Source organism: Mycobacterium sp. 1423905.2 (assembly GCF_001673155.1).
Taxonomy (GTDB): domain Bacteria; phylum Actinomycetota; class Actinomycetes; order Mycobacteriales; family Mycobacteriaceae; genus Mycobacterium.
On record NZ_LZLE01000182.1, the window covers coordinates 1 to 20,592 of the forward strand.

Below are 20,592 nucleotides of genomic sequence, written 5' to 3' on the forward strand. Positions count from 1 at the left end.
TGCGTGATCACCAGTTCTACCGGCAGCAAGCAGGATTCGCCTCCACTGGGCCGGCGATCGATGCGGTGGCCGAGGCGCCCACCGTGCCCACACTGCTGCGACTGATCGGTGACTCAGATTCACAGACCAGCGCCGTCATTCTGGTCGACACCCATACCGCCACCACCGGCACCAGGCTAGCGGCCCGTTTCCCCGACATGCCGGTCTACGCCTCGGCCACCGCATCGATCGCCGGCCCAGTGGAGGCGAATCCTGCTTGCTGCCGGTAGAACTGGTGATCACGCAGATAATCGTCGGCGTCTTTGTCCACCAATGTCAGAGCCGGCAACGCGACGGCACCGGGCGGGGTGTAGAAGTCGCGTTCCAGGGCTCGGCGCGTCAGGTCCGCGCACAGCGCCAGGGTCAATTGCGAAGTGCCGCAGACGAATACTCGTTTGGTCTGGCCCGTCGCGAGGATGCCGTCGAGTAATCGTCCGGCGGTCACCTCGTACTTGCCGACCACGTCGGCAGCCCATCGGGTGTCCGAACCGCCGAACTGCTGTGCCCGCCACGCTTCGGCCAGCCACGGGTCGTCGATACGCACGATCAAGGGCAAGCGTCGTTTGTGGGCGACTTGGGACAGCCGCTTGCTGATCAGGTCCAGCCATAGCAGGTTGATCGCCGGATCGGGCGCCATCAGATATAGCCGGCTCAGGTGACGCCACAGCCGCAGCGACACCAACGTCGACGGGTTGTTGAAGTCGACCAGCACCACGCGGGCGCCCTGCCTGCGCGCCCGTTGCACTTTGTCGTCGCCGGCATTGGTGATGACCACCAGGGTGCTGCGCCGGTCGAGGGTGCGCGCCACCGCGCTGACCATCGACTGGCTGTCGTCGTCGACGCCGACGATGGCGGTTACCGAATCGGCCAGGTTGGCGCGCAGCCGGTCCACCTGCGAACGGAACACGCCCACTACCACCCCGCCCAGCCCGGTGAAGATCGCCGAGAGTGCTGCGATGCGGGCCAATTCCAAGCCGACCGGGGTGGGGTCTGGGCAGGTGTGTCCGCTCAGCGAGTAGTCGCCGATGCCGCCCTTGACCAGCTGCGCGGTCGCCATCAGCGGGGTGAAGAAGGCCGGATGGTTGGCGTCGTGACAATCCCAGTACGAGCTCAAGCCGAGTACGGCGCTCATCGAGATGAGCGCGGCGATCACCGTGAAAGACACTCCGACCAACCGGTGGTTGCCGTCGGACCGGAAGATCGCCACACCGGCGGAGACCAGAATCAATACCGCGATGCCAAGCGTCGGCATCGATCCGGGCCGGCCGAACCAGGTCAGCCCGGCGGGCAATGCGTCGACGATCCCGGGTTGCAGCGCGATGACCGCCAGATATGCGATCACCAGCAAGCCGACTCCGGACAAGACCCAGCGCAGCGAGGGAGGGGTCGTCCTGCGGTGACGCATCCGCCGGCTCCTTACGTGGTCGCTCGGAGGCGAACAGTACCGCAGCAGGGGCGCCGTGGGGGCAACAGCGAGATCGCGGCCCGATTACCCGACGAAGCGGGATAGCCGCGCCGATAGATGCGGCACCAGCGCGCCGTCGGCGTCGACACGCTCCTCGACGTAGGCAAGGTCGCCGCCCTCGACGATGCCGTAGAGCCGCTTGGCGCCACCGACCAACACGCCCGATCGGCTGCGGGCCAGCGCGTCGGTGACCAACTCCCACGACGACGCGTTGCGGGGACGTCCATAGAACAGCTCAACGTAGCCGGCCGAGTGGGCCAGTAACAATTCGATGGCCTGTGACTCGGATGGGTCGTAGGGATCGGCGACGAACCGCCAGTACCCCGTCTCACGCAGGCCCGGCTCTTGGTAGTCACCGGTTTCGCTCAACCGCCAGGACCGGGCTTCCCAGTTCAGGTAGTCGCCGCCGTCGTGAGAGACGACGATTTGCTGACCGAACCGGTAATCACCGTCGGCGCCGCGGCCCTCGCCTTCGCCGCGCCACACTCCGACCAGCGGCAGCAGCGCCAGCAGCGCGTCGTTGAGGTTGGCGCCTTCGCGCAGGTTCGCCGTGTCGGCGGGTATTGGCAGGTCGTCGAAAGCGGGGATGTTGCGTGTCGCGGTCACCTTGGCGCGTTCGGCCGCAGCAGCAACGGCGCGATCGCCGGAGGTCACCGGGTTGATCGCCTCGTCATGGTCGTCGGCTTGGGTCACGACTCGTCGGTGATCAGCCGATACAGCGCGTACAGCGCGAACCAAGCGATGACCGCGGTCACGACGACCAGCATGATCTCGAAGAACAGCACCACGACGACGAGTCTAGGCGTCTTTGTCTGGCCGTGGCCGTGCCCCCGGATCAGCCGGGAGCGCCGACCGGTCAGGCGATCTTGACGTCAACCTCGTGCACGCCGGCACCGGCCGGTTCCACGACGGCGTCCCCGTTGCCGACCGCCGACAGGGCGCGCAGCGTCCAGGTGCCCGGTGCGGCGAAGAACCGGAAGTCACCGGTCGCCGAAGCCACCACTTCGGCGGTGAACTCGTCGGAGGAGTCGAGCAGCCGCACGAACGCGCCTCCGACGGCCTGGCCCTGGCCGTCCACGACGCGCCCGGTGATCACGGTCTCTTTTTCCAGGTCGACGCTAGCGGGCAAGGTCAGTCCTTGTTTCGGTGCAGTGCACATGTCAGCTTCCCAACTCGATCGGGGCACCCACCAGGGAGCCGTATTCCGTCCAACTGCCGTCGTAGTTTTTGACGTTCTTATGTCCGAGCAATTCGCTCAGCACAAACCAGGTGTGCGAGGAACGCTCGCCGATTCGACAGTAGGCAATCGTTTCCTTCTCGCCGTCCAGGCCGGCGTCGGCGTACAGCTTGGCCAACTCCTCGTCGGACTTGAAGGTGCCGTCCTCGTTAGCGGCCTTGCTCCACGGCACGTTGATGGCGCCGGGAATGTGACCGGGTCGTTGGCTTTGTTCCTGAGGCAGGTGAGCGGGTGCCAGGATCTTCCCGGAGAACTCGTCGGGCGAGCGCACGTCGACCAGGTTCTTGGTGTTGATGGCGGCGATGACCTCGTCGCGGAACGCGCGGATGGTGTTGTCGGGGGGCGAGGCGGTGTAGGAGGTCGCGGGCCGGCTGACCGGGTCGCTGGACAGCGGGCGAGCGTCGAGCTCCCACTTCTTGCGGCCACCGTCGAGCAGCTTGACCTTCTCGTGGCCGTAGAGCTTGAAGTACCAGTACGCGTATGCGGCGAACCAGTTGTTGTTGCCGCCGTAGAGAATGACTGTGTCGTCGTTGGAGATGCCGCGGTCGGACAGCAATTTCGAGAATTGCTGGGCATCGACGAAGTCGCGCTTCACCGGATCCTGCAGGTCGGTTCGCCAGTCCAGCTTGATCGCGCCGGCGATGTGGCCGCCGTCGTAAGCGCTGGCGTCCTCATCTACTTCGACGAAGACGACGTCTGCGGCGTCGAGATTGCTCTCGGCCCAGTCAGCGGAGACCAGGACGTCGGAGCGTGCCATGGTGGGGATCCTTTCGATTGCTTGGGTCAGTGGTCGGACTCAGAACGGCGGCCAGGGTCGCACAGCGAACAGCAAGGACCGCCACCGGGGCGGTGTTCCTACTCGACACGGACTACTCCTAGATACGCCTGTTGCACGATGGCGAGACATGCGCGGCTTGCGCGCTGCTCGGAGTGCTGCGCGGGACGGGGGCGCGGCTACTCAGCAGCTACAGCAACAGCAACAGCCCGCGCTGCGGCACAGGTCAACTGCGCGGCGCGTAGTGAGCATGGGCTCGATGCGGGCGGGCACGTCGGTCAGCTTACCCAATGACACGGTGATCAAGCCAACAGCGGTCAACGCCGCAGCAGCGGGGGTTGACGACATCATGACTGCTTGAACCCGTCGAGGGTGACCGTCACGTTCCTGGTGATCCCCTCCATGATGACGTCCGAACCGCGCGCCCCCAGGTTGTTCGGCACCACCCCGAACGGCAACTTTTGGTTGGGCAGCCTGCCGGCGAACGCGCGCAGCACCGCGTCGAGCTTGTCCTCGGGAACAGTGCGGTCGGCGGTGTTGGGCCCGGTCAGCACGCCGGTCGGGGTCAGCACCAGCGTCGTCTTGTCGTCGGGCGCAATGGATAGATCCACCGACACGCTCACCCGGTGATCGAAATGGGCCGCGGTGGGTGTGCCGCTGAACACCAGACCGTGACTGCCGGAGATTCCGGATTCGGTGGTGCCGCCGGTGGCGTCATTAGATTCCTGCTGGGGTGCCTCCACCATCAGGTCGGTGATTCCCAGGTAGCGCCCCAGATGCACCGAGTCGATGATGATGCGGCTCTCCAGCTTGCCCACCGGAACCTTCGCATCCGGTCTGATCAGCCAAGATGCGTCGGCCAAGCCGACCGAATGCATCGTCGCCTCCAGGGTGGCCTTGCCGACGGCCGCGTGATCCACGGAGTTGGCCTTGATCTCGAGTTCGTTGTAGTGCTCATGTATCGCCTGCGGGATGAAAGGGAAAGCCAGGATGGCGACGAACGGGTCGGATTCCAGGTTTGCTGCTTTGCGCACATTGGTGGACAGCCGGTATTCGGCGTAGATGCTGGTGCCGTAGTCGACGGCGATGGCGAGCAGCGCTAGGACGCCGACGGTGACCGCCACCGCGGTGGCGCCAACCCACACCTTGCGCATCCGCACATTGTGGCCCTTCTCGCGAAACGCCTCGTCACCAGGCTGAAAAGTTAGAGGCAAGTTATCGTTAGATGAGCTGGCCATTGACGTCTCGTGTTGCGATGAACCATGGGAGATGCCTTTCCCACGACGCTGGAGGGGCTTGTTGGAGTTATTACTACTGACCTCGGAGCTGTATCCCGACCCGGTCTTACCGTCGCTGTCGCTGCTCCCTCACTCCGTGCGGACGGCGCCGGCGGAAGCTTCGTCGTTGCTGGAGGCCGGCAACGCCGACGCGGTGTTGGTTGATGCGCGCAACGACCTGTCCGCCGCCCGAGGTCTGTGCCGGCTGCTGAGCACAGCGGGTCGCTCGGCCCCGGTGTTGGCAGTGGTCAGCGAGGGTGGGCTGGTAGCGGTCAGCGCCGACTGGGGGCTCGACGAGATCCTGCTGCCCACGACGGGGCCGGCCGAGGTCGACGCCCGACTCAGGCTGGTGGTGGGTCGGCGCGGTGGTCTAGCCGATCAGGAGAGCGTCGGCAAGGTCAGCCTGGGCGAGTTGGTGATCGACGAAGGTACTTACACCGCCCGGCTGCGCGGTCGTCCGCTCGACCTCACGTACAAAGAGTTCGAGCTGTTGAAGTACCTGGCTCAACACGCGGGACGGGTGTTCACCCGCGCCCAACTGCTGCACGAGGTCTGGGGCTACGACTTCTTCGGCGGAACCCGAACCGTCGACGTGCACGTACGCCGATTGCGCGCCAAGTTGGGCCCCGAATACGAATCGCTCATCGGCACGGTACGCAACGTCGGCTACAAGGCGGTTCGGCCGGCGCGCGGCCGCGCGCCCGTGCACGAGCCCGACGACGACGAGGACGGCGAGCCCGAGACGCTGCAGCAGGACCCGTTGGCCGACCCGCTGCGCACTCAGTGACGGCCCTGCATTGGCGCTCGGCGCTGACCGGTCAAGATCAGCGGGCGGTGCGCGAACTAGTCGACGCGGCAACGCAATTCGATGAAGTAGCGCCGGTCGGGGAACAAGTATTGCGGGAATTGGGCCACCAGCGCACCGGGCATCTGCTGGCCACCGATCCTGCCGGGCAGGCAGTACTCGGTTACCTCAATCTCAGTGCCGGCGCGGTGATGGCGGAGTTGGTGGTGCACCCCGAGGCCCGTCGTCGCGGCATCGGCACCGCGTTGGCGCGCGCCGCGCTGGACAAGACCGGTGGCCGCAACCAGTTCTGGGCGCACGGCACGCTGCCGGCGGCCGCTGCCACCGCCGCCGCGCTGCAACTGGTCCCGATGCGAGAGCTAGTGCAGATGCGACGCTCGCTGCGCGATGTCGCGGAGCCGGTGATTCCCGACGGCGTGCGAATCCGCACCTACACCGGTCCATCCGACGACGACGAATTGCTGCGCGTCAACAACGCCGCGTTCGCCTACCATCCCGAACAGGGCGGCTGGACCGAGCAAGAACTGGCCGAGCGGCGCGACGAGCCCTGGTTCGATCCGTCGGGACTCTTCCTGGCCTTCGGCGACGGCGACCGAGCCGACAAGCTACTGGGCTTCCACTGGACCAAGGTGCACCTCGATCACCCGGGCCTGGGGGAGGTGTATGTGCTCGGCGTCGATCCGGCGGCGCAGGGCGGTGGACTCGGGCAAGCGTTGACCTCGGTCGGATTGGCCTACCTGGCGCAGCGGCTGACCAGTTCGCAGGACGCCGCCGATCCCACCGTGCTGCTGTACGTAGAGTCCGACAACACCGCCGCGATCCGGACCTATCAGCGTTCCGGGTTCACCACCTACAGCGTCGACACGGCCTACGGGCTCGACAACGGCTGAGACCTGCGTCGGCCAGCGGGGCCGCGCGCATACTTTGTCCGCTGCTTGGCAACCTAGGTCAGGGAACGGAAAGCGAGATTGGTGAAACGGACTGGCAAAGCGGTGGCCCTCGCGGCGGCGGTGACCGTGTGCGCCGCAACGGTTACCGCTTGCGGCAGTGACGACCACCCGCACACCGGTTCCTCATCCCTGTTCGGCGAACCGTCTGGCGCCGCGGCGTGCGGCGGAAAGAATTCGGTGACCGCCGAGGGTTCTACCGCGCAGCAGAACGCGATGGCCCTGTTCAACCACGTCTGGGCCCAAAACTGCCCGGGCAAAACGGTGTCCTACAACCCGACCGGATCCACTGCCGGACGCGAGCAGTTCATCGCCGGCCACGTCGACTTCGCCGGATCCGACTCCCCACTGGTCGCAACGCAGATCGCCCCGGCCGCCGCCCGGTGCAACGGGAACCCGGCGTGGGACTTGCCGCTGGTGTTCGGTCCGATCGCCCTGGCCTACAACGTGCCCGAAGTTCCCAAGCTGACCGTCGATGCGGACGCGCTGGCCAAGATCTTCGGGGGCGCCATTCGGAACTGGAACGACCCGCTGCTGGCGACGTTGAATCCCGGTGTCTTTCTGCCCAATACGCGGATCGTTCCGATCTACCGCAGCGACTCGTCAGGAACCACCGACAACTTCCAGAAGTATCTGACGGCGGCCGCTCCACAGAGTTGGACCAAGGGCGTCGGCGGCGATTTCCAGGGTGGCGTCGGGCAGGGAGCCCAACGCTCCGCCGGTGTCATCCAGGCCGTACGGTCCACACCCGGATCAATCGGATACGTGGAAAAAAGCTTCGCCGACCAGGCCGGCCTGCCGTTCGCGCAAATCAACACCGGCACCGGCGTCGTACCGCTCACCAACGAGACCGCCCGGACCGCCGTCAATGCCGTCACGTTCGTTGCCGCGGGTGATGACCTGGTGCTCGAGTTAAGTTCGATATACGACACGGAGGAGCCGAACACCTATCCGCTGGTTTTGGCCACCTACGAGATCGTGTGCTCAAAGGGATACGACGCCGATACCGCTGCGGCGGTCAAGGCCTTCCTCACCACGGCGGTGACCATCGGTCAGCCCGGTCTGACGGCGGCCGGGTACGTCCCGCTGCCGGATAAGGTCAAACAGCGTCTGGTCGCCGCCATCGACGCACTGCAGTAGCGAAGACGACAGGATGACATATAGAGGTGGAAAACCAGCGCCGAGAATTGTTACCTGGTACCGGGATGTGCGGCATCATCACCGGCATGCTGTTAAGGCGGGAGCTCTGAGTGGCTAAACGGTTGGACCTCAAAGCGGTCAACATCTTCTACGGGTCGTTTCACGCGGTCTCCGACGTGACGCTGTCGGTGCTGCCGCGCAGCGTGACGGCCTTCATCGGTCCGTCGGGCTGTGGGAAGACGACCGTGCTGCGGACGTTGAACCGCATGCACGAGGTGATCCCCGGGGCCCGGGTGGAAGGCAGCGTGCTGCTCGACGACGAGGACATCTACGGCGCGCGGATCGACCCGGTCGGCGTGCGTCGGGCGATCGGCATGGTGTTCCAGCGTCCCAACCCGTTCCCCGCAATGTCGATCCGGGACAACGTGGTCGCCGGCCTCAAGCTGCAGGGCATTCGTAACCGCAAGATGCTCAACGAGACGGCCGAATATTCGCTGCGCGGCGCTAACCTGTGGGACGAGGTGAAAGACCGGTTGGACAAGCCCGGCGGCGGGCTCTCCGGTGGGCAACAGCAGAGGTTGTGTATCGCCAGGGCGATCGCCGTGCAACCCGACGTGCTGTTGATGGACGAACCGTGCTCGGCGCTCGACCCGATTTCGACCATGGCGATTGAGGATCTGATCAGCGAGTTGAAGCAGGACTACACCATCGTCATCGTCACCCACAACATGCAGCAGGCCGCCCGGGTGAGTGATCAGACCGCGTTCTTCAACCTCGAAGCCGTGGGACGACCAGGGCGCCTGGTCGAGATCGATGACACCGAGAAAATCTTCTCCAACCCCAGCAAGCGAGCGACCGAGGACTACATCTCCGGCCGCTTCGGCTAACTGGTCGAGACGGGAGCCTCGTCCTCCGGGAACTTGCCGGTCGCCTGGAAGATCACCCGGCGCGCGACTTCCACCGCATGGTCGGCGAAACGTTCGTAAAACCGGCCCAGCAACGTGACGTCGACGGCCGCTGCCACCCCGTGCTTCCATTCCCGGTCCATCATCACCGAGAACAGATGCCGGTGCAGGTCGTCCATCGCGTCGTCTTCTTCGCGAATCCGCGCGGCCTTCTCCGGGTCCCGCGACAAGACCACCTCTTGGGCGCTGTTGCCCAACTCGACCGCCACTCGGCCCATTTCGGCGAAATAGCCGTTGACCTCTTCGGGCAGTGCATGTTGTGGGTGGCGCCGACGGGCGATCTTGGCGACGTGCAGAGCCAACGCCCCCATCCGGTCGATGTCGGCCACCATTTGGATGGCGCTGACGATGGCTCTCAGGTCACCGGCGACCGGAGCCTGCAGGGCCAGCAACACGAACGCGCTCTCTTCGGCGCGCGCACTCATGGTCGCGATCTTTTCGTGGTCGGTGATTACTTGCTCGGCCAACACCAGATCGGCCTGCAACAACGCTTGGGTTGCCCGCTCCATGGCCATTCCGGCGAGTCCGCACATTTCGCCGAGGCGCTCGGACAAGTCCGAGAGCTGCTCATGGTAGGCGGTCCGCATGTGATAAAGCCTACTTTCTCACTGCCCCAACTGCGGGGAAGCGCCGCCAAGCGGTTATTCGCATGTGGTGTCGGCGGCGTTGGTAACGGTCAAATCCTCCGGCAGCTTGGTCGTCGGACTGTTCGCGCCGCGGGCGATCTGGACGCTGACCGACGAGCCGCTGGGCGGGGGCGTCGTCACGGAGCTGAAGTCCGGTCCCAGGACCACCTGGACCACCTGCCCGATGCCGGTGACGCGCTCGACCTTGGTGCTGCCGAACGCCGCGGCGACGGTGGCAGCGGCCTGTTCGTTGCCCGGTGAGAAGAACACCGTGGTGCTCTTCAGCGTGTTCGGATAGTCGTCGGGCGTCATCACGTTGAAGCCGTTGCGCTGCAACTGGTTCGCGGCCACCGCAGCCAGGCCGGTGGTGCTGGTGCCGTTGGACACCTGCACGGTGACTTCTTGCGGCGAGGTGGTGGTGACCTGCTGGCGTTCGGTCTCGTTGGTCGGGGTCGCCGGGGGCGTCTTCTTGGTGGTCGTCGGCGCGGTGGTGGGGGTGCTGCCCAAGGTTTGGGCGTTCTGGTCGTTTTCCAGCGGCAGCGGATCGTCGTTGATGATGGACGCGAACAGCGCCTTCATGTCGGCCGTGCGCGGTGGTTCATCGCCGTTCTGGTCGGTGACGCCGGTCGGAACGGTGACGAACGTGACGTGTCCGGCGGCCATGTGCTGCAGCGACTGGCCGAGTGTGACCAGGTCCTGGGTCCTGATGTTGTCGACGTAGCTGTTGCCGATGAAGAGGTTGACGACGTCGTTGAGCTTGTTGAGATTCATCAGGGTGTCGTTGGACAGCAGGGACCGCAGCAGCGACGACAGGAACAACTGTTGGCGTTTGATGCGCCCGTAGTCACCGTTGCTTTCGGTGGTGACCTGGCGGGCCCGGACGTAGTTGAGGGCGGTCGTCCCGTCGATGACCTGGCGACCGGCGTGGGGCAGGACGGTGCCCAACTCGTAGTCGCGCAGCGGCGTGGTGCTGCACACCTCGACGCCGCCGAGGGCCTCGACCATCCGCGCGAAGCCGACGAAGTCAACGGCGATGAACCGGTTGATGCTCAGGCCGGAGAGTTTCTGGATCACCTTGACCAGGCACTTGGGGCCGCCGAAGGAGAACGCCGAGTTCAGCTTGGTCTCTGTGTAGACCATGCGCGGACCCCAGGTGCCCTTCTTCTCGTCATAGATCGGCCCGTATTTGTGGGTGTCGGGGTTCCAGGCCTCGCATTGGATCGGATTGATCGCCAGGTCGCGGGGGAAGGACACGGCGACCACGCGTTTGCGGTTCGCCGGGATGTTCACCAGCATCACCGTGTCCGAGCGAGCCCCACCGGCGTCGTCGGTGTCTCCGGCGCCGACTTCGGCGTTGGCCCCCGCGCGCGAGTCCATGCCCACGATCAGGAAGTTCTCGTCACCGAACTGGGCATTGGGGTCGACGATGTCCCCGGATTGTGGGTCCAGCGCGCTCACCGTGTTCATCCGGCTGTTCTTCGAGGAACTCCACTGCCAGGCTCCACCGGTCATCACGAGTGCGACGATGGCGAACAACGCCGCCAGGGAGCGCCCGGCCAGCAGCATCGGGCGCCGCTTCTTTTCCGGCGCGGTCGTCTCCGGTGCCTCGGCAGGACTCGCCGCGGTGGCCTTCTTGCCGCGCCGCCTGGACCACCGGCGAGGCTTGTCGTCGTCGTCGTTGTCTTCGGCGTCGTCGGCTGGGTAGTTGGCCGCGCTCAGGTCGGGTAACTCGGAGAGCAATTCGACGGAGTACGCGGGGTTAAGGATGACCTGGGTGTCCTGCAGGTCATCACCCTGGTCGACAGGTGTCGGCTCGGCGGGTTCGGCTTCGGGTTCGGGTTCGGGGGCGAGGTGGCGGCGGGTGGGCCGGTCGGGCACGTCTGCGCCGAGCTTGGCGATCAGATCGGCGACCGTGACGCCGCCGTCGGCGTGGTTGCCGGCCGCCGCGCGGTCCTCAGCGGACTCGGTGTCGTCGGCGGCCGCAGCAGCGTCGTCGGCTGCCTGCGTGGTGGTGAGTGAGCCCGCCGACCATCGGGATAGCTCGTCGTCCACCGGCGACGTCCGCAGCCGCTCCCACGGCGCGGCGCCTAGCGTTGGCTGCGGTTTTACGGTAAGCCGGTGTTGGTCACGGTCGCCGGGAACCGCGCCGCGAGAACCGGGAGTGGCGTCGTACTCGCCGTCACTCATGTCCTACCGGCCTCCGAGGTTTCGGTTCGCACACACGGCAGCGCAGCACCCGTTTCTTGGGCGCCGCGCTTTGTCGCAAGGCTCACATCGTACTTAGTTATCGGTGCAGACGCGATTTCGAGAGCGTCTCGGTTCAACCACCAGAATGCATGACGTCGGCCCCTTCCGGCACCTTGCAGTCGTCGGGATCGTCCAACCAGCCGTCGGGCAGCGCCACCCGGGCCGGTGAGCCCTGTCGTCCGCGCGGGCCGTTGGCGGCCTCGGGGAAGGGAACGGCGGGGTCCAACTGGTTCAGCAGCCGGTCCAGCTCATCAAGGGTTCTGACCAAGGCCAGCGCGCGGCGCAGTTCCGATCCCGCCGGGAAGCCGTGCAAGTACCAGGCGATGTGCTTGCGGATGTCGCGCATGCCCTTGTCTTCGCCGAAATGCGCGGCCAGCAGCGCACCGTGCCGGCGGACGATGTCGGCTACCTCGCCCAGGGTCGGCGGTATGGGCGCTGGGGTGCCGGTGAACGCGGCGGACAGTTCGGCGAATAGCCAGGGCCGGCCCAGGCAACCCCGGCCGATGACGACCCCGTCGCACCCGGTCGTCGCCATCATGGCCAGCGCGTCGCTGGCGTCATAGATGTCGCCATTGCCCAGCACCGGAATGGTCCGCACCTGCTGCTTGAGTGCTGCGATCTGGGCCCAGTCGGCGGTGCCGGAGTAACGCTGCGCGGCCGTTCGGGCGTGCAGCGCTACCGCGGCGGCGCCTTCAGCTTCCGCGATGCGCCCGGCGTCGAGGTGGGTGTGATGGGCATCGTCGATGCCGATGCGGAACTTGACGGTGACCGGGATGTCGGTGCCTTCGGTGGCCCGGACGGCGGCGGCGACGATCTGCCCGAACAGCCGCCGCTTGAACGGCAGCGCCGCGCCCCCGCCGCGCTTGGTCACCTTGGGTACCGGGCAGCCGAAGTTCATGTCGATGTGATCGGCCAAGCCTTCGTCGGCCACCATTTTGGCGGCCGCGAAGGTGGTGTCCGGGTCCACGGTGTAGAGCTGCAGCGAGCGTGGCGATTCGTCGGGGGCGAACGTCGTCATGTGCATAGTCACCGGATGGCGCTCGACGAGCGCCCGCGCGGTCACCATCTCGCAGACGTAGAGCCCGCTGACCGTGCCGACCTTCGACTGTTCTAGTTCACGGCACAGCGTGCGGAACGCAACGTTGGTCACCCCGGCCATCGGAGCCAGCACCACCGGGCTGGCGAGCTCGATCGGGCCGATGCGCAACGATGACTACCGCCCGCTCATCGCCAACTTGCCCGCGGTCTTGTGCAGCTCGAAGGCGGTGACCTTCTTGCCGGTGCGGGCTTCGCGTTCCAGGTAGCGCTGCTTGGACGCCTCGAACTTGTCGCACTCCGCCTCGAGCTCCTCCAGGAGCTTGCCGAGGTCGTCGCGCATCCAGGCGGCCTCGCCGGTGAAGTCCTCACGCTCGAAGATCCGCCACTTCTTCAGCACCGGCTTGACGACCTCTTCGAGGTGGATGCGGAGGTCGTAGACACCGCCGACGGCGATGACCACGGCCTTGCGGCGGAACTCCGGAACCAAGAAGCCGGGCATCTTGAAGTGGCGCAAGATCAGGTGCAGCGACGCCATCGCCTGGTCCGGCGCGATCTCGAACGCGGCTTCGCTGACATCGCGGTAGAAGATCATGTGCAGGTTCTCGTCGGCCGAGATCTTGGCCATCAACTGGTCAGCGATCGGGTCGTTGCAGGCCCGGCCGGTGTTGCGGTGCGACACCCGGGTCGCCAGCTCCTGGAAGGTCACGTAAATGACCGAGTCGGTGAGCCGTTCGGCGAAGTACTGCCCCTGGTGGTTCTGCCCCGGGCTGAAGCCGCGGTTGACCACCTCGAGGCGCAACAACTCCAGCTCGACCGGGTCGACGGCGCGGGTCACGACCAGGTAGTCGCGCAGCGCCATGCCGTGGCGGTTCTCCTCGGCGGTCCAGCGGTTGACCCATTGGCCCCAGGCGCCGTCCATGCTCATGTTCATCGCGATCTCGCGGTGATACGACGGCAGGTTGTCCTCAGTGACCAGGTTTTGCACCATCGCCACCTGCGCGACGTCGGACAGCTTGCTTTCTTCGGGGTGCCAGTCCTGGCCGCCCAGCGCGTAGTAGTTCTTGCCGTCCGACCACGGGATGTAGTCGTGCGGGTTCCACGGCTTGTGCATGCTGATGTGGCGATTCAGGTACTTCTCGACCACCGGCTCGAGTTCGTGCAGCAGCTGTAGGTCGGTCAGCTCCGCTGACATGTTCCCTCCAGTTATCTGTGTCTACGGGTTGCAGTCAATATATCTGTGTCGACCAGTGACATCAAGTTTCCGCACGGTGTGGCGCATCACCGGTGTGGACATCTCGGTAGTGGATTGGGTGCCCGTGCAAGACGGACGTTAATCGTGCGGAGCGGCTGGCGTCGGACGCTCGCCGTTGGCCTCCTCACGAGGCGAAACATAGGTGGCGGCGGTGCTGAGCAACATGTTGACGCAGTAGTCGATGAACTCGGCGCGGGTCGCCCCCAACTGACCGTTCAAATAGGCGGTGAACAGCGCCGTCAGCGCACCAATAAGACTGGTGGCGACCAATTTCTGCAACACCGGATCGCCGATGCGCGACAGCTTGCGCTGCAGCAGGTCGATGAAATTGGGCATCCACTCCGCGCCCGATTGAGTCAGTACCGGCTCGACGGCCGGCGCGAGCAACAACACACGGCCGCGGACCGGGTCGTCGACCATCAGGGCCACGAATTGCTCGACGGCTTCGCGCGGGGTTTTCGCCGACGTCAGGGTGGCCATGGCCCGAGTGCAGACGTCGTCGTAGACGGCCCGTACGAAGTCCTCGCGGTCGGTGAAGCTCTCATAGAAGTAGCGTTCGGTCAGCCCGGCCTCTCGGCAGACGGCGCGAACGGTCAGCGCGGGTCCGGCTGCTGCGCCCAGGAGTTGCACGCCGGCGACCACCAGGTCGTCGCGGCGCCGGGCCTGGCGGTCCTCGAGAGGAACGCCCGACCAGCGACCTCTTCTTTGACCGCTCTGCACATCGCTCCTAGACTAGATTGACAACGTGCGTAGTCAGATTTCGGCGGCAACCGAAGGAACACCAGTGACTCAAGATACGTCCGCTGCCTCACCAGTGACCAGCACTGCCGAGGCGGCGGCTGAGGTGTCCGGCGGGTGTCCCGTGTCAGGGCCGGGCTATGACGCACCACCGACGCCGCTCGGGCCGGAGTCTTTGACGTGGAAATACTTCGGTGACTGGCGCGGCATCCTGCAAGGGCCGTTCGCCGGGTCGATGCAGAACATGCACCCTCAGTTGGGTGCCGCTGTGGAGCAGCACTCGACATTCTTCCGGGAGCCGTTGCAGCGAGTGATGCGGTCGTTGTACCCGATCGGCGGGGTCGTCTTCGACGGTGACCGCGCTCCCACGACGGGCGCGCAGGTGCGCGACTACCACATCGACATCAAGGGCGTCGACGACCAGGGGCGTCGCTACCACGCGTTGAACCCCGACGTCTTCTACTGGGCGCACACCACCTTTTTCGTCGGCACGATCCACGTGGCCGAACGGTTCGGCGGCGGGTTGACCGAAGCGGACAAGCGCCAACTGTTCGCTGAGCACATCCAGTGGTACCGCATGTACGGCATGAGCATGCGCCCGGTTCCAGAAACCTGGGACGAATTCCAGGAGTACTGGGATCATATGTGTCGCAACGTTTTAGAGGACAACTACGCGACCCGGGCCGTGCTGGATCTGACGCAGTACGGGAAACCGCCCATCGCCCCGTGGCTTCCGGATTGGCTGTGGGCGGCTCTGACCAAGATGTTCGCGCCGTTCTTCGTCTGGCTGACGGTCGGGTTGTATCACCCTGCCGTGCGGGAACGGCTGGGTTTCAGTTGGTCGCGTCGTGACGAGTGGCTGCACCGCCGCTTCGGCGATGCGGTGCGCATGGTGTTTGCGTTCGTGCCGCCCAGGTACCGCAAGCATCCCCGGGCACGCGCCGGTCTGGACCGCGTGAGCGGGCGGATTCCCGCCGACGCGCCGTTGCCGCAAACGCCGGCGCGCAACCTGCCACCGCTCGACGAGCGCGGCAAGCCCACGCACTACTGCCCGGAGGTCTAGCTCGACGCCGCGTCACATCGTCGGAACGACGGTCGCGGTGCGCTCGCCGCCGTTGCGGTCCTGCCAGAACCGGTACACCTCGACGGCGGCATCGGAGGGTTGGTAGCGCATGGGTAGGCGGCGGTCCTGCCAGTTCTTGGCGAACTCGTCGTAGAAGGTGGCGAGCTCGAAGTACTTGCGGTCGTCGACGTAGTGCGGCTCGTACGCCTCACGCGTGGTCAAGAAGACGACTTCGTCGGGTGAGCAGTAGTAAAGCGAGCCCAGGCACATCGGGCAGGGGTGGGCGAGCACGTAGATGGTCGTGCCGATCAGGTGCTCGGTGCCCAGCTTGGTGCAGGCCGCCCGGATGGCCAGAATCTCGGCATGCGCGGTGGGGTCATTGGTTTGCGCGACTTTGTTGGCGCTTTCGGCAAGCACCTGGCCGTCTTTGACGATGACCGTCGCGAACGGACGGCCGCCCTCGGCGACGTTCTGGCGGGCAAGGTCTATGGTCCGCTGAGCGAAGTCGGTCACGAGTTCCATGGAAGCAGACCGCGCGGCGCCAGTAACTAGACCGTCTACATTTGTGGTAACTCGATACCACACTCAGGGGGTTACATGGTGCGCGCCGAACGTGATCGCTGGGATCTCGCCACGAGTGTGGGGGCCACCGCCACGATGGTCGCCGCTCAGCGGGCGCTGGCCTCCGCGCCGCAGTATGCGTTCATCGAAGACCCGTTCGCCGCGCCGCTGGTGCGCGCGGTCGGTATTGATGTCTACACGCGACTGGTCAACGGCGAGATCGTGGTCGACGAGAACTCCGAATTCGACCCGGACCGTATGGCACGCGGAATGGCTTGTCGTACAAGGTTTTACGATCACTTCTTCCTGGATGCCACTGGTAGCGGCATCGGTCACGCGGTCATCCTCGCCTCCGGTCTGGACGCGCGCGCCTACCGGCTGGGTTGGCCGGCTGGCACCGTCGTCTACGAGGTGGACCTGCCCGACGTCATCGAGTTCAAGACCGCGACGCTGGCCGACCTGGGTGCCGAACCCACCGCCGAGCGGCGCACCGTCGCGGTCGACTTGCGTGATGACTGGGCCGCGGCGTTGCAGGCGACGGGATTCGATCCGAAGGCGCCGACGGCGTGGAGCGCCGAGGGATTACTCGTCTACCTTCCCGACGAAGCGCAGGACAAGCTGTTCGACAACATCACCGCGCTGAGTGCCCCGGGCAGTCGGCTTGCCTTCGAATATGTGCCGGATACAGCGATATTTCAGGACGAGCGCTGGCGCTCACACCACGACCGGATGAGCGAACTCGGCTTCGAAATCGACTTCAACGATCTGGTCTACCACGGCGAACGTAGCCACATCGTGGACTATCTGGGCCGTGCCGGATGGCAAACGACAACACACACGGTTGCCGAACTGCACGAGGCGAACGGCTTCACCTATCCCGACGACGACCTCGCGGCCGCCTTCGCCGACATTACCTACAGCACCGCGGTACTCACCGGGTAACCGGTGCGGGTTTAGCCGCGCAGCAGCTCGTCCTTGAGGCGAGGGGTGAGCAGCTCTTGGAACACCGTCTGCGCCGGGCCGTAGAGATCCCGGAACATCGTCACCAAGGCTTCCCGGTTGAACTCGGGGATGCCGCCGGTGGGCGGGGTCCAGAAGCTGTCGATGTCTAGCAGGAAGAACTGACCGCCTTGGACCGGGGTCACCCGGCGCAAGTGGTAGTTGGCGTCCAGGGCTTGGCCGACACCGGGGCCGTAGCGCAGGATCAGCGACTTGCCCGGTTGGGCCTCGCGGTACACCGCAGCGCCCTGCCATTCGGTCAGCGCCAGCCCACCGGGGGAGAGGCGCTGGGGGCCGAGCAGGTGCTCGTCGATCCAGTTGCTCCACTCGATGCGGCCGTCGACGCCTGCGGGAACGCGGATTTCCAGGACGTAGCGCAAGCCGACGCGCTCCACGCCCACGATCGAGGAGACCTGCGCGCGAGAGTCCACCACCCGCATCGCGATGTCGAGGAACTGGTCGAAATTGCTGTAGGCGGTGGTCTCGATGACGATCGCCTGGTTCTTCAACGCGGCGGCGGTGGTGTTGTCGCGGTTGACGTAACGCACGAAGCGGTCAGTGGTCGGGGCCGGTTGTCCGCCCGGGGCCATGCCCCACGCCAGGTCCTGTGCCTGGCGTTCGATGGGCAGGTGGTCGACGAGCAGGTGCTTGAGCTCCCGGCTCGCAGACTCGGTCAGTGAATCCGTTGCCGGGTGACGAACTTCCAGTGTCACTAGAGCGACGGGCGCGTTGGGTTGGACGTCAGCCTGATTCGTTCCTCCGGGAAGCATGTTCCGAAGCATAGCCAAGGGTTGTGACGTTCTAAACGCCGCGTCGACCCCGGGTGGTCCCCGGGTGGTATGGGGCACGCATCCCGGTCGCGCATGCTGTGCCGGGCTTGGTCGGCACGCCTGACCCTGACCGTATGCCCAGGTCAATCAGCACCTCGGTGCCCCCACTAGGACTCGAACCTAGGACCTGCGGATTAAAAGTCCGTAGCTCTACCAACTGAGCTATAGGGGCGCGAAGACTCAGAATACTGTGTGCCGTGAAACGCTCGTTTGAGGATTAGGCCCGGGGTGACCTAAGCTGACGTGGCTCCCAACAGTGACCACGTTGCGAGTACCCCGGAGAGATTCGGTTCTGGCCCCCTTCGTCTAGCGGCCTAGGACGCCGCCCTTTCAAGGCGGTAGCGCGGGTTCGAATCCCGTAGGGGGTACCTGCTACGCGGTAGCGTGGAGCAGCAACGCAGCAAGGCCCTGTGGCGCAGTTGGTTAGCGCGCCGCCCTGTCACGGCGGAGGTCGCGGGTTCGAGTCCCGTCAGGGTCGCCACCACGGCGAGGCATACGCTGCCTTCCGGGCCAGGTAGCTCAGTCGGTACGAGCGTCCGCCTGAAAAGCGGAAGGTCGGCGGTTCGATCCCGCCCCTGGCCACCGTAGGAACGTCGGACGTGCCGGACGCAACTGGCCGGTGGCGGCCCGATGCCGGCCGTAGACGAATTGGAAAATCGGCGTGGCCATCAGCGTGGTGACAATCGCGACCAACACCAGAATGGTGAACAACGTCGGCGTGATGATTCCCGCTTCGAGTCCGATGTTCAGCAGAATGAGTTCGATCAGACCGCGCGCGTTCATCAAGGACCCCAGTGCCACCGATTCGCGCAGGGGAACTTTCCTCAGCCGCGCGGCCAACGCGCACGCGACTCCTTTTCCCGCGATCGACACGACGAGTATCCCGGCGGTCACCGCCCACAGCTTCGGGCTGTTCAGCAGTCCGATTTGGGTATTCAACCCGGAATAGACGAAGAATAACGGCAGTAAGAATGTGGTGACCAGTGGTTCGAGGGTGGCGGTGAGGTGCTCGGCGAAGAAGCCGGCCGGCATGGCGACACCGAGGATGAAAGCGCCGAAGATCGCGTAGATACCGATGGTGTCGGTGAGCCAGGCGCATGCCATGAGCAGGATGAGGACGCCGCAGAGGACCGAGGGCGTGACCGTGTTCCGGCGTTCCGAGCTTGTGCCGAGGCCGCGAAATGCCTTGCGTCCCAACGTGAGCAACAGCACGGTATAGAGGATTCCGCCGACGATCGCCGTCGCTGCCACGGCGGGGCTCCCGCGATGAATGGCCAGGACGGTCGCCAGGATGCACCACGAGATCGCATCGTCGGCCGCGCCGCAGGCCAGCGCCAGCGTACCCAGCGGCGTACCCGAAAGCTTCGTCTCGAAGATGATTCGCGCCAACATGGGAAATGCGGTAGTTGCGATGGATGCGCCCAAAAACATCATTGCCATAACAAGCGTGACGTCTTTGGTGAAATAGATGCGGCTGCCCAAAAGGGGAACGGCGATAAGCGCTCCCAATCCCAGGGGGACCACAATGCCTGCCGCCGAAACCGCGGCGGCAGTGCCCGCACGGTGTTTGATCAAATTGACGTCGAAATTGAGCCCGACGAGGAACATATAGAGCACCAGCCCGATTTGGGCCACGGTGTACAAGACAATATTGGAATGGCCTGCGGGAAACAGATGATGTTGTAAGCCCGGCGCCAGGCTGCCTAGCAGCGACGGGCCAAGAAGCACCCCCGCAATCATCTCCCCGACAACTTGAGGCTGACCCAAGCGCCGTGCCACCAGTCCCACCAATCGACAGGTCGCCAAGATGACGGTCAATTCCAAGAAGAAATGTATGGAAATGGCTGCGGGCACGACTCAAGTCCTCGGCGTCGATCGGGCGCAGGCGTCGATCGGTCGGTGTTGCTGCACGCCACGCACGTCGGGATAGCAGAGCGGGGCTAGGCCGGTTCTGGACACCGGTAGGTGGTCAAGTGTCATAGCCCTGCCCATCCCGGCCCGCGGCGAATCCTCAAGCGCAGACAGCACCTTAGGGCTGCGAACTCCGCTTGCCAGGGGCCTGATTTAGTGTAACTTTCTTAACTATTAAGCAACTTAGCGTATGTTGCTCGTGGGAGGTGGACTTGTGGACGCGCGAGCGCAACTGTCGCGCTTGAGCCCGCAGGCACGGGAGGCTCTGGCCCGACGGATCAAGACGCACCTGTCCGATGGCGACGCCGCTGCACCCGACCATGACGTCACCATCGTGGGTGGGGGAGTAGCGGCCCTGACGTTGGCGCGTGAGATTCGCCGCGCGCGCCCTCGCACGCGCATCCTGATCATCGAGCCGACCCCACGCCCGGTGCCGGAGATCACGCATACGGTCGGTGAGTCGACAGTCGAGATCTCCGCGCATTACCTGCGCGATCGCATCGGTCTGGCCGACCATCTGCAAACTTCCCAGCTCCGCAAAATGGGATTGCGAATGTTCTTCTCCCACAACGGCAACGACGATATCGCCCGACGAATCGAACTCGGCCAGAAGCAAACTCGACACCATCGTGTTCACAACGGCGAGTGAGTTCGTTCTCCAGTCGACCACGGTCGAT

21 protein-coding genes, 4 tRNA genes and 1 pseudogene are annotated in these 20,592 nt (G+C 65.1%); 11 read left to right on the forward strand and 15 right to left on the reverse strand.

Annotated features, from left to right (window positions below; translation table 11 throughout):
- On the forward strand, positions 1–269 hold a 269-nt coding region (locus A9W95_RS27225; protein ID WP_253851627.1), incomplete at its 5' end, for a hypothetical protein.
- Here A9W95_RS27225 and A9W95_RS10840 read toward each other — a convergent pair.
- The 6 genes from A9W95_RS10840 to lmeA form a co-directional block, all read right to left on the reverse strand.
- Positions 206–1,444 (reverse strand): hypothetical protein, encoded by a 1,239-nt coding sequence (locus tag A9W95_RS10840; RefSeq protein WP_253851628.1) that lies wholly within the window; start codon positions 1,442–1,444, stop codon positions 206–208. The two genes, A9W95_RS27225 and A9W95_RS10840, sit on opposite strands and share 64 nt — an antisense overlap.
- An 84-nt stretch (positions 1,445–1,528) precedes the next feature.
- Positions 1,529–2,197 carry an FABP family protein gene (locus A9W95_RS10845; RefSeq protein WP_067411971.1) on the reverse strand — a complete coding sequence of 223 codons (669 nt, stop codon included), beginning with the start codon at positions 2,195–2,197 and terminating at the stop codon, positions 1,529–1,531.
- Between the two features lie 163 nt (positions 2,198–2,360).
- Positions 2,361–2,663, reverse strand: coding sequence for a DUF1416 domain-containing protein (locus A9W95_RS10850; RefSeq protein WP_067411974.1), 303 nt, complete (start codon positions 2,661–2,663; stop codon positions 2,361–2,363).
- Position 2,664: 1 nt separating this feature from the next.
- Entirely contained in the window at positions 2,665–3,498 is an 834-nt protein-coding gene (locus A9W95_RS10855; protein WP_067411982.1) for a sulfurtransferase, read from the reverse strand.
- Between the two features lie 201 nt (positions 3,499–3,699).
- Positions 3,700–3,867, reverse strand: a complete 168-nt coding sequence (locus A9W95_RS28390) for an Ms5788A family Cys-rich leader peptide (RefSeq protein ID WP_371328055.1) — start codon at positions 3,865–3,867, stop codon at positions 3,700–3,702.
- Positions 3,864–4,676, reverse strand: coding sequence for a mannan chain length control protein LmeA (gene lmeA / locus A9W95_RS10860; RefSeq protein WP_067411983.1), 813 nt, complete (start codon positions 4,674–4,676; stop codon positions 3,864–3,866). Before lmeA ends, A9W95_RS28390 begins: the two co-directional genes overlap by 4 nt.
- 136 nt (positions 4,677–4,812) lie before the next feature.
- Between lmeA and A9W95_RS10865 the strand changes: the two genes are divergently transcribed.
- The 4 genes from A9W95_RS10865 to pstB all read left to right on the forward strand — a co-directional run bounded on the left by A9W95_RS10865 (position 4,813) and on the right by pstB (position 8,572).
- Positions 4,813–5,580: a response regulator transcription factor gene (locus tag A9W95_RS10865; RefSeq protein WP_156746130.1), complete on the forward strand. Its 768-nt coding sequence runs from the start codon at positions 4,813–4,815 to the stop codon at positions 5,578–5,580.
- A complete protein-coding gene (gene mshD / locus A9W95_RS10870; protein ID WP_067411985.1) occupies positions 5,577–6,488 on the forward strand; it encodes a mycothiol synthase in 912 nt (303 codons plus the stop codon). Before A9W95_RS10865 ends, mshD begins: the two co-directional genes overlap by 4 nt.
- Before the next feature lie 81 nt (positions 6,489–6,569).
- Positions 6,570–7,685 (forward strand): phosphate ABC transporter substrate-binding protein PstS, encoded by a 1,116-nt coding sequence (pstS, locus tag A9W95_RS10875; RefSeq protein WP_253851629.1) that lies wholly within the window; start codon positions 6,570–6,572, stop codon positions 7,683–7,685.
- A 110-nt stretch (positions 7,686–7,795) separates the two neighbouring features.
- Positions 7,796–8,572 carry a phosphate ABC transporter ATP-binding protein PstB gene (pstB, locus tag A9W95_RS10880; protein ID WP_067411990.1) on the forward strand — a complete coding sequence of 259 codons (777 nt, stop codon included), beginning with the start codon at positions 7,796–7,798 and terminating at the stop codon, positions 8,570–8,572.
- On the opposite strand, the gene phoU is transcribed toward pstB, so the two are convergent.
- From phoU to A9W95_RS10905, 5 genes are all read right to left on the reverse strand, one after another.
- Positions 8,569–9,237 carry a phosphate signaling complex protein PhoU gene (gene phoU / locus A9W95_RS10885; RefSeq protein WP_067411996.1) on the reverse strand — a complete coding sequence of 223 codons (669 nt, stop codon included), beginning with the start codon at positions 9,235–9,237 and terminating at the stop codon, positions 8,569–8,571. The genes pstB and phoU overlap by 4 nt on opposite strands.
- Before the next feature lie 54 nt (positions 9,238–9,291).
- Positions 9,292–11,463: an LCP family protein gene (locus A9W95_RS10890; RefSeq protein WP_082983025.1), complete on the reverse strand. Its 2,172-nt coding sequence runs from the start codon at positions 11,461–11,463 to the stop codon at positions 9,292–9,294.
- 133 nt (positions 11,464–11,596) lie between these two features.
- Positions 11,597–12,730 carry a tRNA dihydrouridine synthase DusB gene (gene dusB / locus A9W95_RS10895; protein ID WP_067411998.1) on the reverse strand — a complete coding sequence of 378 codons (1,134 nt, stop codon included), beginning with the start codon at positions 12,728–12,730 and terminating at the stop codon, positions 11,597–11,599.
- 6 nt (positions 12,731–12,736) lie between these two features.
- Positions 12,737–13,753: an acyl-ACP desaturase gene (locus A9W95_RS10900; RefSeq protein WP_067412004.1), complete on the reverse strand. Its 1,017-nt coding sequence runs from the start codon at positions 13,751–13,753 to the stop codon at positions 12,737–12,739.
- A gap of 138 nt (positions 13,754–13,891) precedes the next feature.
- Complete coding sequence (locus A9W95_RS10905; RefSeq protein ID WP_067412006.1) at positions 13,892–14,533, reverse strand: TetR/AcrR family transcriptional regulator; 642 nt, start codon at positions 14,531–14,533, stop codon at positions 13,892–13,894.
- A gap of 64 nt (positions 14,534–14,597) precedes the next feature.
- Here A9W95_RS10905 and A9W95_RS10910 point away from each other — a divergent pair, with 64 nt between their 5' ends.
- Positions 14,598–15,614, forward strand: coding sequence for an oxygenase MpaB family protein (locus A9W95_RS10910; RefSeq protein ID WP_067412012.1), 1,017 nt, complete (start codon positions 14,598–14,600; stop codon positions 15,612–15,614).
- 12 nt (positions 15,615–15,626) lie between these two features.
- Here A9W95_RS10910 and A9W95_RS10915 read toward each other — a convergent pair whose 3' ends face one another.
- Positions 15,627–16,127, reverse strand: coding sequence for a nucleoside deaminase (locus tag A9W95_RS10915; RefSeq protein WP_216638154.1), 501 nt, complete (start codon positions 16,125–16,127; stop codon positions 15,627–15,629).
- A gap of 84 nt (positions 16,128–16,211) precedes the next feature.
- Here A9W95_RS10915 and A9W95_RS10920 point away from each other — a divergent pair, with 84 nt between their 5' ends.
- Positions 16,212–17,117 carry an SAM-dependent methyltransferase gene (locus tag A9W95_RS10920; RefSeq protein WP_067412018.1) on the forward strand — a complete coding sequence of 302 codons (906 nt, stop codon included), beginning with the start codon at positions 16,212–16,214 and terminating at the stop codon, positions 17,115–17,117.
- Between the two features lie 11 nt (positions 17,118–17,128).
- On the opposite strand, the gene A9W95_RS10925 is transcribed toward A9W95_RS10920, so the two are convergent.
- Both A9W95_RS10925 and A9W95_RS10930 read right to left on the reverse strand, forming a co-directional pair.
- The gene (locus A9W95_RS10925) at positions 17,129–17,944 is read right to left on the reverse strand and encodes a TIGR04255 family protein (RefSeq protein ID WP_156746131.1); all 816 of its coding nucleotides are present in this window, start codon (positions 17,942–17,944) and stop codon (positions 17,129–17,131) included.
- 159 nt (positions 17,945–18,103) lie between these two features.
- Positions 18,104–18,176 (reverse strand) — tRNA-Lys (locus tag A9W95_RS10930).
- Between the two features lie 123 nt (positions 18,177–18,299).
- Here A9W95_RS10930 and A9W95_RS10935 point away from each other — a divergent pair.
- From A9W95_RS10935 to A9W95_RS10945, 3 genes are all read left to right on the forward strand, one after another.
- Positions 18,300–18,372, forward strand: a tRNA-Glu gene (locus A9W95_RS10935).
- A gap of 36 nt (positions 18,373–18,408) precedes the next feature.
- Positions 18,409–18,485, forward strand: a tRNA-Asp gene (locus tag A9W95_RS10940).
- A gap of 27 nt (positions 18,486–18,512) precedes the next feature.
- Positions 18,513–18,586 (forward strand) — tRNA-Phe (locus A9W95_RS10945).
- Between the two features lie 126 nt (positions 18,587–18,712).
- Here the strand turns inward: A9W95_RS10945 and A9W95_RS10950 are convergent.
- Positions 18,713–19,858: pseudogene (locus tag A9W95_RS10950) on the reverse strand (cation:proton antiporter); the annotation flags it as partial.
- 271 nt (positions 19,859–20,129) lie between these two features.
- Here A9W95_RS10950 and A9W95_RS10955 point away from each other — a divergent pair.
- Positions 20,130–20,564, forward strand: coding sequence for a lycopene cyclase family protein (locus A9W95_RS10955; RefSeq protein WP_067412022.1), 435 nt, complete (start codon positions 20,130–20,132; stop codon positions 20,562–20,564).
- Positions 20,565–20,592: the final 28 nt, after the last annotated feature.